Annotated in this window: 7 protein-coding genes; 2 read left to right on the top strand and 5 right to left on the bottom strand. The window is 68.1% G+C overall.

Going from position 1 to position 15,101, the window contains the following annotated elements; all coding sequences use genetic code 11:
* Nucleotides 1-11: 11 nt before the first annotated feature.
* From AOM04_RS00685 to AOM04_RS00665, 5 genes are all read right to left on the bottom strand, one after another.
* On the bottom strand, nucleotides 12-1,517 hold the full coding sequence (locus tag AOM04_RS00685; protein WP_062460820.1) for an AAA family ATPase: 1,506 nt from the start codon (nucleotides 1,515-1,517) through the stop codon (nucleotides 12-14).
* Between the two features lie 2 nt (nucleotides 1,518-1,519).
* Nucleotides 1,520-4,258 (bottom strand): hypothetical protein, encoded by a 2,739-nt coding sequence (locus AOM04_RS00680; RefSeq protein WP_062460817.1) that lies wholly within the window; start codon nucleotides 4,256-4,258, stop codon nucleotides 1,520-1,522.
* A 4-nt stretch (nucleotides 4,259-4,262) separates the two neighbouring features.
* Entirely contained in the window at nucleotides 4,263-9,074 is a 4,812-nt protein-coding gene (locus AOM04_RS00675) for a DEAD/DEAH box helicase (protein ID WP_062460815.1), read from the bottom strand.
* Nucleotides 9,075-9,151: 77 nt separating this feature from the next.
* Entirely contained in the window at nucleotides 9,152-9,847 is a 696-nt protein-coding gene (locus tag AOM04_RS00670; protein WP_062460812.1) for an 8-oxoguanine DNA glycosylase OGG fold protein, read from the bottom strand.
* A gap of 128 nt (nucleotides 9,848-9,975) precedes the next feature.
* Nucleotides 9,976-11,160, bottom strand: coding sequence for an exonuclease domain-containing protein (locus tag AOM04_RS00665; protein ID WP_062460809.1), 1,185 nt, complete (start codon nucleotides 11,158-11,160; stop codon nucleotides 9,976-9,978).
* A 197-nt stretch (nucleotides 11,161-11,357) separates the two neighbouring features.
* Here AOM04_RS00665 and AOM04_RS00660 point away from each other — a divergent pair, with 197 nt between their 5' ends.
* Both AOM04_RS00660 and AOM04_RS00655 read left to right on the top strand, forming a co-directional pair.
* Entirely contained in the window at nucleotides 11,358-12,653 is a 1,296-nt protein-coding gene (locus AOM04_RS00660; RefSeq protein ID WP_062460806.1) for a DNA sulfur modification protein DndB, read from the top strand.
* A gap of 9 nt (nucleotides 12,654-12,662) precedes the next feature.
* Complete coding sequence (locus tag AOM04_RS00655; protein WP_062460804.1) at nucleotides 12,663-15,101, top strand: sigma factor-like helix-turn-helix DNA-binding protein; 2,439 nt, start codon at nucleotides 12,663-12,665, stop codon at nucleotides 15,099-15,101.

Genomic DNA, 15,101 nt, shown 5'->3' with positions numbered 1-15,101 from the left:
CTCCACCTCCGTTACTCCTCTTCGCCGGCGACTGCGATCCGCCCGCGGGCAAAGGTTGCGAGGATCCTCTGGTGCGTCTGTCGGGGGAGCTGGCGGTTGCCGGGCTCCCCGAACGGTGTGCCTGGGCGCGCCGGAGCGTCATCGAGCAGCTCGTCGAGTCCCGGACGGGCGACCACGAGCAGCCCGTGGGTCGCGCGCGTGCACGTCACCGCGAGCCGCCCGAAGGCAGAGTTGAACTCGTCGAGCTCGGACGCGCCGTTGAGCGGGTGCAGCGCGACCGTGATGCCGTTGGTCTGCCCCTGGTAGGAGTCGACGGTCGAGCTCACCAGGTCGCGCTCGGTGAGGCCGTGCCGCTCGCGCAGACGGTCGACGGCGTCCGCCGCATCGTCCACCGCCTGGTTGCGCGTCGCGAGGATGGTCGCCATCGGGTCCGAGTGGTCGCCGCCCGGCGCCACACGGGACGATGCGCCGGTGGGCGCGCCCGTTGCGTCGTACAAAGCCGCCTGGAGGGACGCGCCGCCAGCGAAGAACGCGTCCAGCGCAGCCTCGATGAACTCCATCAGCGGAAGGTCGACGTCGGGGGACTCGGGCTCGGGGAGTCCGTCGATCTCGAGCAGGGTCGGCACGCCGGTGCCCACCTGCGCCCACAGGGTGTCGAACGGCGCCGCGATCGAGCCGAGGTCCAGGCGACGGTCGCCCGGTGCCGCGACGCAGTCGAGCGAGCCCCACTCGGGGTAGAAGGCACGCCAGAGCTCGAGGTGCCCCGCAGCCGGGCGCCAGACTGCGGGGAGCTCGCGCGTCCAGGTCTTCGCATCGTCGTCGTAGTCGGTGGGCCACGCACGGTAGGGGTTGAAGCCGTCGTCACCGCGCCACGGGTTCTCGCCCACCTCGAGCGGAGGGAGCTGACCCACGTCGCCGACGCCGACCCACAGCGGGGCGAGTCTCGAGGGCTCGTCGAACAGGTGGTGAGGGATCTGCCAGGCCTCGTCGACGAAGAGTACGTCGAAGATCGTCTTGCCATTGGCGCCCTTGCCGAGCGCCTTCTCGAGCCACTTGGCTCCGTACTGAATGCCCAGCTTCGAGCACGTGGCGACAACCACGCGCGCGCTCCCGGGGATATCGGCGTACTTGCTCACCACGGTCGCGACGGCGTGAACCTCGACGGGGACGTCATCGAACTTCCCCTTCGACACGAACAGGCAGACCTTGTCCTTGCCGAGCGCCTCGCCTAGCTGCTCGGCGAGGGGGAGCACCTGCTTATTGGTGAATGCGGCCACGGCCACGCGGGAGACATGGGCGTGGGACGCGGCCTCGACCACCAGGCGCCGCAGCACATACGACTTCCCGGCGCCCGCGGCGGCCTTGAGCAGCAGGCGCTTGTTGTCCGAGGCTCCGGTGAGCATCGCGTCGAGCTCGGTTGCTGCCTCGTCCGCCACGGCGGCATTGCGCTGCGCGGCCTCGGCGTGGTGCACCGCGGGCCCCGCCTCGACGAGGGGAGGGGAGAAGGGGGACGTCATCTCTACTCCAGGTCGTCGATCGTGAGGCCGTCGGGCATGGGCTCGGCGTCATCGACGGGTGCGTCGGCGCCGTCCTCGTTCGTGCCGAGGGCGTCGAAGGCGTCGCCATCGGTCACCGGCGGCCACACCTCGGGATTGAGCTCGCCCTTCGCGCGACGCTTCGCGATCGAGTCCGCCTGCTCGGCCTCGTAGACCTCGTGAGGCTTGCAGCACCACTGGTGGTTGCCGGGATCCTCGCCATACGACTCGGTCAGGCAGGAGGACTTCGGCGCTAGTGCATCGTCCACCGGCGGCAGCTCGATGGCCAGGGCGTCACCGCTGGCCGCGGAGAGCCACGAATGGTCCGCGAGGACGATGCGGTCGCCCACGGCGAGGTTGAGGGTCACTAACGGGTGCCACGCCAGATGGGTGGCGGAGGCGTCGTCGTCGACCTCGAAGCGGTCGAGCTCACCGACTGCCATCCCCGCGAGGTGGAGCGCGTCCTTCCTCACGTCAGCGGCGACGCCGTGCTCTTCTACCAGCGGAGCACCGTTGAGGTGCAGCGCCACCACCCGGGTCCCGGACACGAAGCGCCGCGATCCGACGTCGAGCACCAGGGGAGAAACCGATACGACGCGTGCGAGCGACAGCTCGCGGGTGCCCGGCGCGACGGCGCGGTCGTGCGCCAGCCCGGGATGGACGAGCGCGTCGACACGCTGCTGCCAGGCCCCGTCCTTCTCGTGCGTCTTCACCAGGCGGACCCGCCAGAAGCGAGCAGTCCTGCCGAACCGGACCAGGTCGTTCGCGTGGAACGCGAGCCTGCGCCGCCACACGGCCTGGGCGCGCGCTTCGACCTCGCGCGAGGCGACCGCGAGCGCGGACCGCGGGAAGGCCTGAACGCGAACGATGGTCGCGTCGAGGGTGTCTGCCTTGTACCGGAGCTCGTCCAGCACAGCGTCGCGATAGGGACCTGCGCCGTCGCCGGAGCGCTCGGTGCGGGGGAGCAGCCGGTGGAGGTCGTCGCTCCGGCGGTTCGACAGCCGCGCGCCGGGTGTCTCGAGGCGGCTTTCGATCGAGTCCGCGACCGCGCGGTGGTCGACGCTCCCGTCGGCGTTCGCCCACGCGAGCAGGTAGTCGAGACGGCCCGATAGGATCGGCGCGCCACCGGCGGTGACCAGTCCGGCGAGGACGTCGCGCGCGTTGACCAGCGCGGCGCGGGAGGACGATGCGCGGGCCCGGTCCGCTTCGAGCAGGAAGCTCACCGCGGTGCGGGCGTGGGCGCTCAGCGCCATCGGCATCTCCGCGGGCGCACCGTCGAACGTGAGAGGCTCGCGACCGGCCTCGACGTCGTGCTTCCAACGCAGCCGGGAGATCTCGACGCCCGCGAGGCTGTCGGCGATGGATACCAGCATGTCCGCGGTGACCGAGTCGGGCGTGACGACGTGGATCGGCTGCGGAGCCTCGGGCGAGGCGGCGGCCTGGTCGGCGACGGCGGCGTCGATCTGCGCGCCGAGCGCCTCCATGACCGCGAGTCGCGTGGTGAGCGTCTGGGCATCGGCGAACGTGCGCCACGCCCACTCGCCCTGTCCGGCGGACGAGGTGCGGCGCATCCCGAAGCCATGCACACCGAGCGCGGCGGCCTCGGACTTGGCGATCACCACCTCAATGGTGCCGGCGTCGCCGAGGACATCGGTCCGGCGACGGCCCGTGGCCACCGCGGCGCCGGTGGTGGTCGCGGTCACCGAGGAGGTCACGGTGGCCGGCAACGCCGTGCCGTCGGTCTCGTCCGCGAGCCATTCGGCGACGGCCGGTCGACTCGCCCGCGGCACGCCGATCTCGACGAGGAGGTCCGCGGTCACGTTCGACGCGCGGAGCCGTTCGCGGCAGTACGAGAACAGCGAGCAGGTGGCGCAGGTCGCCGGGTCGAAGGTCGCCTCGAGGTGCGCGACGAATCCAGCGAGCGTCTCGTCGGGCTCGACGGCGATCTTCTCGGCATCGTCGCGCCGCTGCTCGATGCGGGCGAGCACCTCCTGCCGGTGGTCGTGAAGGTTCTCGACCACGATGCGCGGCAGAAGGAACGAGTTGCGGGGCACCGCGAGAACGCCGTGCGTGTGGACCTCCATGCCCGCAGGTAACTGCGACCAGGCGGTCATGCACTCCGCGCCGACCGCGACCTGGAGGAATCCCTTGAGCAGGCGGGCGTCGTCGATGCGGGAACGGAGCCGCTCGTAGTCCTTGGCGTCGCCGACCACCAGCCACGAGCCCTTGCAGTCCGCCTTGGGGATCACGACGGCGAAATCCGGCTTCGCGGCGGTCGCCGACGCGACATCGAACCCGACGAACGGCACCGCGAGCCCGAAGACGATGGTCACGACGCCGTCGCCGGTGGCCCGAACGTGGGCGTCGGCAAGAAGCCGCGCAGTGGTGCGGACGTTGGCGCGCGCGTGGACCGTGACGACCTCGTCGGGTCGCGCGAGGTCAAGCCCGCCCGCGGTGGTGACGGCGATGCGCGAGGCGAAGTCCTCGCGGCGCAGCAGCCGCTCGAAGGTCATCGCGCGGATCCAGCGCGCCTCGGGGATCGCGCCGGAGGAGTCGGCGTGGCCGAGGTCGCTCGCGAGCTGGCGTCGGCTGCGGCCGGTGATCAACGGATCGGTGCCGCGGAAGCGCGCGCAGCCCGCGTGGGCGGACGATGCGACGGCGCCCGAGGCCCCGCCGACCGCCTTGGGCGCGGCTGGCGGGGCGCTTGGGTTTGCGGCGGTCACGCGATCAGTCCTCCACGATCCGCAGCGGCGGCAGGGCATCGACGATCCTCATGGTCTCGACCGAAACAGTCGTGACCTTGGCGAGGAGGTCGAGGATGTAGCGGGGGTTGTTCACCTCGCGCGACCAGTCGTTGGGGTCGTTGACGATGCCTGAGGCCTTGTCGGTCTTCACCTGGTAGCGGTCGATGATCCAGTCGAGCGCCGACCGGGAGCCGAGCACGTAGCGGTGGGCCTCTTCGGGAATGCCGCGGACGGTGATGCTGCCCGAGTAGCGGATGGTCGTGAGGTCCTTGTCTCTACCCGACTTCCCGTAGGCCATCTTGATGACGCGGAGGGCGTCGTACATCGCGTCCTCGTCGAGTCCCTCGGGGATGCCGTCGATCACGAGCGGGTACGGGTCAGCGTCCTCGTAGTTGATGTGCAGTTCGAGGAGCCTCGTGCCCGCGTCGACGAACCGCGGGAAGTCTTCGGTACTGATCCGAGGAATGCGTGGGAGCGATCGCTTGAGATCGGCCGCAAACTGATCGCGATATTCGCGCGAGTGCAGGAATCCGTAGGTGAAAGCGAATACGTCGTCCTTTAAGACTTGCCCACCGTACCAGCCGCGGTACTTCTTCAGCGTCGCATCGGTGACATTGTCATGACGTCGGTAGCCGCTTGTGACTTCGCCGCCCAAGTCGAGGGTCGCACCGACGGTCGCCTCGAACGTGTAGCGCGCGAGTACTTGGGTGGGATTGCCTGCACCCACAAGGACATTGTCCGATAGGCCGCGTACCGCGAGGACTGCGAACGGGGCAGAGCCTCCCGGGGCCTGGACCGCGATTCCGTGATTATTCACCTCCGACGTCGGGTAGAGCGTCGGCATCTTGTAGACGGTGTTGTTCAGTTCGCGGTCGAACCATACGGCTTGCCGACAGAACGGTCGATAGGTGCTCACTCGCAATGCGCCCGGGTTTGCCACGTAGTGGGTGCCCCGCGGGAGCCTTGTCCTATCAGCGCGGTCCCAACTGAACTTCTTCGGGTCAGTATCGATGAATTCATCCACCGCGGTCTTGGCATCACGCTCGGGGGACGCCGCGATGTGTGTGGCGAACGCATCGGTTTGGGCGTTGTAGAAATCGATCATTCGGGCTACGTTGTCTCGTACTTTGGTGGAGGCAAAGTTGTAGACCCACGCGTCGCGGTTTGTCTTCAAGCCTCCGGAGTAGATGCTGAACATCGCGTCGCTGCCGTCGCAGATGGACTGCCACTTTTCGAAGTTTCCGGATCGCTGGTTTGTCCAGTCGCCGGCATCGTTCGGGGTGATCTCCGCCCACTCGAGAGTGGCGAGCTCGGCGTGGTCCACGATCTCGAGCTTCTGCTCGCGGCTGAGGTAGTCGCCGATGTCTCGGTAATGCACGACTGCCCGGTCGCGAGCGACGTCGGGGTTCTTGACGAGGAAGGTGACTGCAACGGTGTTGCGGGAGCCGGAGCCGAAGACCTTGCCGCCCTCCTTGCGCGACTGCTCGCCAGCGGTGCGCTGGTTGCCGCGGAGGTTGTACACGTAGATATCGGTGAACTCGTCGGCGAGGGTCTTGCGCAGTCCGTCGGCCGTGTTGGCGTCGACGAAGCCGCCGTTGGTGACGAAGCCGATGACGCCGGCGTCGCCGATGCGGGTGGCGGCCCAACGGATGGCTCGAATGTAGGAGTCGTAGAGGCTGTTCTTCAGCTTGGCGGTTGACCGCGCGGCGAACGTCTTCTCGATCTGAGCGTCGAGCGACGGGTATTTGAGGTTGGCGTTGTTGTCGTTGCCAGACGACTGGCCCACGGAATAGGGCGGGTTGCCGACGATCACGCGGATATCGAGCGCGCGCTGCGCCTCGACGCGGGCGTTATTCGAGGTGAACACGACGAGGTCGTCGATGTCGCCGTTCTCGGTCATCTGGAAGGTGTCGGTCAAGACGATTCCATTGAAGGTCTCGTAGTTCGCCTCCTGGCCGACGTCGAGCAGCCGCTGCTGATACGTCGTCTCGATGTTGATCGCGGCGATGTAGTAGGCGAGCAGCATGATCTCGTTGGCGTGCATCTCTGACGCGTACTTGCGGGCGAGATCGTGCGGCGAGATGAGCTCGCTCGCGAGCAGGCGCGTGATGAACGTGCCGGTGCCGGTGAACGGGTCGAGGACGTGGACGCCCTCGTCTGACAAGCCCCTGCCGAAGTGCTCGCGCGAGAGATGGTCGACCGACCGCAGGATGAAGTCGACGATCTCGGTGGGGGTGTAGACGATGCCGAGCGCGTCCGCGGCGCGTGGGAAGGCGAGCTTGAAGAACCGCTCGTACAGCTCGGTGATGATGCGCTGCTTGCCCTGGGCGTTGTCGATGCCGGCGGCGCGGAGCTTCACCGACTCGTAGAACTTGTCGAGTGCCTCGGTCTCGGACTCGAGGTTCGCACCCTCGAGGGTCTCGAGCATCGTCTGCATGACCTGCGAGACGGGGTTCTTCTCCGCGAAGGAGTGCTCGCCGAACAGCGCGTCGAACACGGGCTTGGTGATCATGTGCTGCGAGAGCATGTCGATCGCGTCGCCCCGGGAGATGCCCTCGTTGAGGTTCGCCTTCAGCGCGGTGTGGAAGGACTCGAACTCATCGGCGGCGTGGCCCGAGTCGAGGATCGCCAGCAGCCGGGTGCGGTGACGCTCGGCGATCTTGGCGACGTCCTTGGCCCAGTCCTCCCAGTACCGGCGCGAGCCAACCTTGTTGACGAGCTTGGCGTAGATCGCGTCGCGCCAGTCGTCCAACGCCGCGAAGTCGAACGAAAGTTGGGTCTCGGCCCCCGCATCGTCCTTCGACCCTCCGCTGCCACCGGTGCCCACGCCGATGACGTTGACCATGTCGGAACGGGTCTTGTTGAGGTCGATGCTGTTGACCATCGCGTCGAAGCGTTCGTCGTGGGCGCGCAGCGCCTGCAGCACCTCCCACACCACGCGGTACTTCTCGTTGTCCTTGAGCGCCTCCTCGGGGCTGATGCCCGCAGGGATGCCGATGGGAAGGATGATGTAGCCGTACTTCTTGCCCGGCGCGAGGCGCATCACGCGCCCGACGGACTGGACCACGTCCACCACGGACTTGCGCGGGTTGAGGAACATCACCGCGTCGAGGGCGGGCACGTCGACGCCCTCGGACAGGCACTTGGCGTTGGTGAGGATGCGGCACGCGTCGGTGCCCGGGTCCGTCTTGAGCCAGTCGAGGTGCCCGTTGCGCTCGAGGATGTTCATCGCGCCGTCGACGTGGCGCACCTCGGCGTCCAGCACGCTGTCGCCATCCTCGTTGAGGCCCTGGTTGCGGACGTAGTCGCCGATGACGGCCTCGAACTTGGCCGCGAAGAGCTTCGAGTCCTTGATGGAGCGGCTGAACGCGACCGCGCGCTTCATGGGGGAGGGGTCGAAGCCGAAGTCATGCTCGGCGCGGCCGTGCTTGGACAGGCCGTTCCAACAGCCGACGATCCGCGCGACGTCGTCGAGATCGAGCTCGCCGTCCGCGGCCATCGTCCCCTGGAAGCCGCGCGCGACCGCACCCTCATCGACCGCGAGGATGAGCACCCGGTAGTCGGTGAGCATGCCGGCGGCGACCGCCTCGCCGAAGCCGAGGCGGTGGAACTCGGGGCCGAACGTGCCCTCGTCGTCCATCGAGGCGAGGATCACATTGGTGTCGCCGGCCTTCGCCTTGGTGTTGTCGTCGTAGATCCGCGGCGTTGCCGTCATGTACAGGCGCTTGCCCGCCTTGAGGTAGGCCTCGTCGTGAACGCGCACGAAGGCGCTCTCCTCGGAGCCCGCGAGCGTCGCGCCGGTGGTGCGGTGCGCCTCGTCGCAGATCACCAGGTCGAAGTCGGGGGCCCCGAGCGCCTGCGCCTGATGCACCACGTCGATCGACTGGTACGTCGCGAAGACGACGGTGATCGCATCGTCCTTCTTCTCCTTGAGGCGCTGTGCCAGGTGCGGGGCGTTGGTGGTCGCGGGGATCGCGAGGTCGACCACGGAGATGTCGGCGTCCTCGTTCTTGCCCACCTTGATGTCCGAGCAGACCGCGAACGTACGGAGGGTCGCCTCGGCCTCGAGCGACCACTCCCTGAGGGTCTGGGACAGCAGAGCGATCGAGGGGACCAGGAACAGCACGGCGCCGCCGGGCTTGACGCGGTCCTCGACGATCTTGAGCGAGGTGAAGGTCTTACCGGTGCCGCACGCCATGATGAGCTTGCCGCGGTCATGCTGCTCGAAGCCCGCGCGGACCTTGTCGAGCGCGGTGCGCTGGTGCGGGCGGAGCTCCTTGCGCGCCTTGAGCGTCATCGCCTCGGGGGTGGCCGGGTCGAACACCGCCCAGTCGATCGAGGACTCGAGCAGGTCCGTCAGGCCGATGCGGTTGACCGGCTTCGCCTGTCCCTTGATCGCGTCCTCGGCGTTGGGGCCCCACTTGAGGACCGTCGAGACCACCAGGCGCGAGGCGAACGGCTCCTTGCCGGAGTCCGAGAGGAACGAGTCGATGTGGCTCTTCTGGAGCGTGGTCTGGGGGTCGTAGAACTTGCACTGGATCGCGACATACTCGCCGTTGTCGCGACGCTTGGCGACCAGGTCGATCCCGGTGTCGCGGCCCTTGTGCTCGGGCCACTCGTTCCACAGCCACACGTCCTCGAACTGCGCCACCCACTCGACGTCGTTCTTGAGGAAGGCCTTGGTGAGGCGCTCGAACTTGGCGCCCTTCTCGGCCTCGGAGGCCGATCCGAAGGTGATGCGGTCGAGCAGCTCCTCGATCGAGGACGTGACGGGTGCCGGTTCGGTGGTGGTCATGAGGTGCGGTCTCCTGCGTCGGTGCGGTGAGCGGCGGCTTCCACGGTAGCGCCGCGAGGGTTCGTGAGGTTCGGGTGTCAGGCGGCGGCGCGGTGCGCGCGCTCGAGGGCGAAGATCGCGAGCTCGACGTCGATGCGGACGGTGGCGTCCGTTGTGTCCGCCCACTCGTCGAGGAGGTCGACGTACGCGGCATAGTCCTTGGCGTTCCCCGTGCGGAGCGTGATGCCGGCCTCGCGCTTGATCCAGTCCTGGACGAGCGAGTCGAGGATCGGGAGCGCGGTGGAGGAGCGCGGGTCGCCCTGCGCCGAGACCGCGTAGAGCCACTTCGTGAAGAACGCGGGGCCGAAGCCGGAGATCCGGCCGGCGCCGCGCGCGAGCTGGGCGTAGGCTCCGTACGGTTTGCCGCTGCGGGCAAGCGTGACGGAATCCGCCAGACGCTCCGCGACCGTCGGGTCATAGGCGCGGGTGCGTGCCACATCGTGCACACCGCCGGTGAGGATCTTGCGTGCGCGGCTGGGGCCGCGGCCGCCGGTGCCGTAGCCCCACTGGTAGACGGCGACGAGGGCGTCGACGGGGTGGGTGTCCACGCTCTCGTGGACGAAGGTGCAGAGCTGGGCGCGGTCGATCTTCGCGCGCTCTCCTTCGAGGAGGCCCGCCGAGACCGGGAGCCCGATAAGCCACTCGGCCCAGCGCGCAGGGATGTAGTCCATGCCGTCCTGGGAGGGCGCGCCCTTCTCCAGGGATCCGCGCAGCGCGGCAGGCAGTTCGGTCATCGCAGTGTCCCCTCAGTCGATGTGCGGCCGGTCGCGGCGTCGCGATCCGGGCCTGCCGAGGATCCTGCCACGGGGGTGCGACACTCGGTGTCGAGGCGCGCCTGCCAGGCCCTTCTTGGTGCGGGGCGTCAGGCGAGCACGTCGGCGCCGACCACCGGGATGCCGAGGTCGCGGGCCTTCTTGGCCTTGCCTGAGTTCGATCCTGGATCCTTCGCGATCACCGCGGCGACGCCCTTCTTCACACCCGGCCAGATGACCAGACCGCGGGCCTCCGCGGTGGCCGTCAGGTGCGACTTGTCGGCCGCGGAGTGCCCGGTGAACACGACGAGCGCGCCCGGCGCAAGGTCGAGCGACGCGGCGACGGTCGACACCTTGGAGGTCGCATGCGCGAGCAGCGCCTCGACCTCGAGGTCGGCGAGCCCGAGCAGGTTCGCCATCTGAACGATGTGCGCACGCTCGTCGGCGGTGAGGACGTCGTCGTCGCAGGCGACGTCGACGATTCCGAGCATGTACGTGCGATGGAGGCGCTCGCGGTCCGCTCCGGAGAGGTCGTGCCGCGCGGCCTCGGAGTCGAGCGAAGCCTTCTCGCTTGCAGTGATCTTGCGGTCGAGCAGCACGCGCTCGAGGAGGTCGAGGTACGCGGCCTCGCCGGCGTGGTGGCTGGCGCCGTCGAACGTTGCGACCACGGACTCAAGGAGGCCGCTGCCGGGGCGGGTCGCGCCGCGGCGGACCACGGACGTGGCAAGCGGTGCGGCCGTGGGCCACGCGAGGCGCTCACCCGCGGTGGCGAGCTGGTGCCAGCGGCGGTCGACGGTCGGGTGTTCGCGGTAGCGGTTGAGGAGCACCGCGGTCGCCTCGGCGTCGACGAGGGCAGCGTGTGCGCCGTCGAGCGGGATGCCGTAGTACTGGCATGCGTCGCCCAACTTCGCCGGCACCCCGACCTCGCGCGCCAGCTTCATGGTGCACACCGCATCGTCCGGCGTCAGCGCGATCGGGACGCCCGCCCGCGCGTACTCCGCCGCGAGGAAGCGCACGTCGAAGGGTGCGTTGTGCGCCACCACGGTGCGGCCGCCGAGGAGCTCGGTGAGGTCGCCGACGATGCGGTCGAACGTGGGCGCGACGCGGGTGTCGGTGGCGTCGATGCCGTGGATGTGCTGGGCGCCGAGGTCGCGGAGCGGGTTGACCAGGGTGGTGTAGGCGTCCTCGCGGCGGCCCTCGGCGTCGAGGAGCACCACGGCGATCTCGCAGATGCGGTCGAGCGACTTGTACGCGAAACCGGTGGTCTCGAGATCGATGACGGCGTAGCCGGACATGGGGCTCCCTCGGCGTGGCGGACGGTGTCACAGATGCTACGTCGTTGTGTCGATGCAAATGTAGGTCCCTCGGCTGGCCCGGGTCGCATCGCGGGCATTCTTTTCGCTCAGACTGTGATTAACCTCCTCCTTCTTTGACAATGTCAGACCCCTCCGATTAGCTCTGACCACACTGCACGACACTGAGGGGCTATTCGATGCTGAACAACGCACACATTCCGACGGGCTACGACCCGAACGAGTACTTCTTCGCGGCCAAGTACCGTCAGGGCGGCCGTACTGTCTTCTCGCTGGACCTCTCGGTCCGCGAGCTCGTGACCTTCCTGCCGAAGCCCGACCCGGAGAAGCCGCTCGACTCCTCCGCGACGCAGCGCCGGATCGTCCCTACCCACGCCAAGCAGTTCGGCACCTACGTGGTCGAGCAGGCGGACTGGGTCTCCCCGCCGCTGCTCCTGCGCGCGCCCCACATCTTCGAGTTCGACTCCCGCAAGGACCTCGACACGGGTACGACGCAGTTCGGCACCCTTGCCGTGCCGAAGGACGCCAAGTCCGAGATCGCGATCGTCGACGGGCAGCACCGCACGCTGGGCTTCCACCTCGCGTGGGAGCAGCTCACCGCAGATATCTCCGAGGCGCGCACGCTCGTGGGCCGGGCCAAGGAGCTCGGTGAGCGCCCCGTGATCGCGAACGCGGAGAAGGAGCTCCAGAAGAAGGTTGACCGACGCGACGCACTTGCAGGCGAGCGCGTCTCGATCCAGATCGTGCTCGTCGAGAACCCCGAGACTGCTCGACGTATCTTCCTTGACATCAACGACAATGCCAAGGGCATCACCGGTTCGGTCAAGAGCCGCTTCGATGACCGCAAGGTTCTGGTGCGTGCGCTCAACGCGGTACTCATCTCCAACGAGCTTCTCGAGGGGCGCGTGGATCTCGAGCAGGATCGTGTGTCGGGTGCGTCGAAGTACCTGATCGGCGCCAAGCATGTCTCGGAGATGCTGCACGCGCTCACCAACGGCAAGCGCAAGATCCCCCCGCGTCTCGAGGACGAGCTCGATCACAAGAACATCGCGATCGAGTTCACCGCCTTCACTGACGCGATCACGGCGGCGTTCCCTGAGCTGAGGGATGTGGTGTCCGGTTCGCTGACGCCCGCGCAGGTGCGTTCGCGCTCGCTGATCGGCTCCAACGTCGTGCTGCGCGCTATCGCGGGCGCATGGTTCGAGCTGCGGCAGCTCGGATGGAAGCCGGCGGCGATCCAGGAGGCATTCGCCGAGATGGCGCCGCACTTCGCGGTGCCGGTGTTCCCCGATGTGCGGGACTCCTGGTTCCAGACCGGCGTCGTGCCCGCGCGAAGCGAGGGCTCGACCAGCACGACGTCGCGCGTGCAGGACATGAAGACGCTGACCGCGTTCATCGTGGGCCAGGCGGTCAAGGGCCCGGACACAGTTTGGTACCGCGCGACGGTGGCAGACCCGGCGCTCGTCGTCGGCTAAGCGGTCGCGATGACGATAGAGACGCAGGCGACCTCCTGGGGCGTCGACTTCACTCCCACGTGGATTGACATCTTCCCGTGGGTGGACGCGATCCCGCTTCGCGTCTGGCGGAGCCCGGCGGACGATGCGGCGTGGAACGGCATCACCAATGAGCCTGCGGCCGCTGGCAGCGCCCGCCACCTCGAACTTGTCGCCGTGATCGGCGACTTTCTGCAGCTCTGGACTCTCGAGGAGCTCTTCCCCTCGCTGACCGGAGAGGACTTCGCGGTCGCGCTCCGAGAAGCCGCAGGAATCGCCACGCTCCCCTACCCATTCGAGGAGGACCCGGGAGCGCTCGAGAACGTGGACTCCTCCGAGATGGCGAACCTCCTCGGCGGTGCCGTCCGGACAGTCGACCGTGCGCTCGAGCTCCTGATCGAGCGGGCCGTGCTGACGGCGCTCTCGGGAGAGGGCGAGGCAGTGGCGGTGGTGGCGCCCGACCAAGCGCACCAGGAGGTCGAGTTCCCCGATGTCATGCCGGCAGCGATCGACGATGTGGTCGCGGACATCCGCACCGTCGTCGAGTTCCAGGCGGCGATGGGTCGGAACGACGGCAAGGTTCTCGCGCGCGACAACTTCTTCGACCTTCCAGAAGGGGTCGCGGCGGCATTCGGGCGCCTCCATGCGCTGCGCACCATCGACCTGCTGTCTCTCCTCGACGCGGTGCCATCGCCCGCGGAGCGATTGGGCGATCTCGTCTCCGGGGAGTCCGACATGGCGAGGGCAGCTCTCATCGAGCGCCTGTTTGCGGACTCGCCGCGCACCCTCGACTCGCTGGGCGAAGACTTCGGTGTCACGCGCGAGCGCATTCGTCAGGTCTCTGCGAAGGCTCGGGCACGTCTCGAGCGCGAGATCCGCGATGACGCGCTCCTGAGCGAGGTGAACGAAGGCATCGTGAAGGCGATCGGTGACCTCCTTCCGCTCGCGGATCTTCTCCGGGAGTATCCGGCGCTCGACGACCTGGTCCCGGGTATCGGGATGCCGGTGTGGCGTGTGCTGGACCGCCTCGACGATCGCTACGAGATCGAGGAAGGGTGGTGCGCGTCGCCGAGCCTCGCACAGGCCGAGGCTCGGATGCGTTCGCTGGCGAAGGATCTCGCCGATGCGCATGGCGTGGTGCGGCTCGCCGACCTCCGTCCCGCGATGCCGGCCTCGTTCGGCTCTGACCGTGCCGAGGGGGAGATCTTCGACTGGTTCGTCCGCTGCGGCGCCGAGGTCATCGCGGAGCATCTGGTGTTCGGCGTGCGCAGCATCGTGGACAGGTCCGCGGCCGTGCTCTCTGTAGAGGGTGCTCCGCTGACATCGGAGGTGATCCTCGAGAAGACGGGCCAGGATCGATCGCTGCGGTCACTGAAGAACGGCCTGGGGTCCGATCAGCGATTCATGCGCGTCGATCGCGACGAGTGGGCGCTGGTCGAGTGGGACCTCGAGGCCTACGACAACATTCGTGGCCTCATTGGACGTGTGCTCGACGAGCACGACGGCGTGCTCGAGCTCGATGAGCTCGTGGCCTCCATCTGCGCGAAGTACTCCGTCGCTCCCAACTCGGTCGTCGCATACGCGAGCGCGCCGCCGTACGTCAACGAGGGTGGCATGGTCCGTCGCGCCGGCACGGTGGGCCCCGACAGCCTGAAGTCACCCGAACGCACCAAGCGCGTCTACCGCGTGGGCGAGGCGTGGTTGTTCCGCTCGGTGGTGAACGATGACCATGTGCGGGGCAGTGGTACGGCGCTGCTCCCGGGTATTGCGTCCGCGCTCGGACTCGGCTACGGCGAGTCACGTGACTTTGACGGCGTCGCGGGCATGGTCGCCGTCCGGTGGACCGGCCTACAGCCGTCGCTTGGAACTGTGCGTCGCGAGCTCGCCGCGACCGACCTCCGACTCGGAGACGACTTCTTCGTCGTCTTCCACGACTCAGGGGCTCTGGAGCTCCGCGCGGTGGCCGGGCGCGATGTCGAGCCGCTCACGCGCCTGCGCGGCCTGGTAGGTCTCGAACCGCATGCGGGTGACGACCTCAGCGACGTCGCGGCGGCCATGGGTTGCCCCTCGGGCACGGGCCTTCGGGAGCTGCTCAACTGGTCGTCGATGCGCGGCGACCATGACGTCACCGCGGTACTGGAGCTGTTGATCGCACGCTCGGCACGGGTGGACGACGAACCGAGCGGACATGCATCGCCGGGCGATGCCGCGGATGCGCTGGGTGCCGACGCTCTCGGCGAGCTCCTTGCCCTTCAGCGAGACTTCCGTGCCGCGCAGCGCGTCGGCCAGTTCGCACTTGCCGAGCAGATCCAGACGGTCTACGGACCCAAGCTTCGTGAGTTCATGCGAACGAGTGGGATGGACCTTGGGACGTTGCTCGGGCTGCTCGAGGCAGCGGGGAACACTCCTGAGAGTCCTGCGGTCGACTGA

The organism is Demequina soli (assembly GCF_000971195.1).
Lineage (GTDB): Bacteria > Actinomycetota > Actinomycetes > Actinomycetales > Demequinaceae > Demequina > Demequina soli.
Note: the sequence above shows the minus strand (reverse complement) of the source record. Positions and strands in the feature narration are given on the sequence as shown.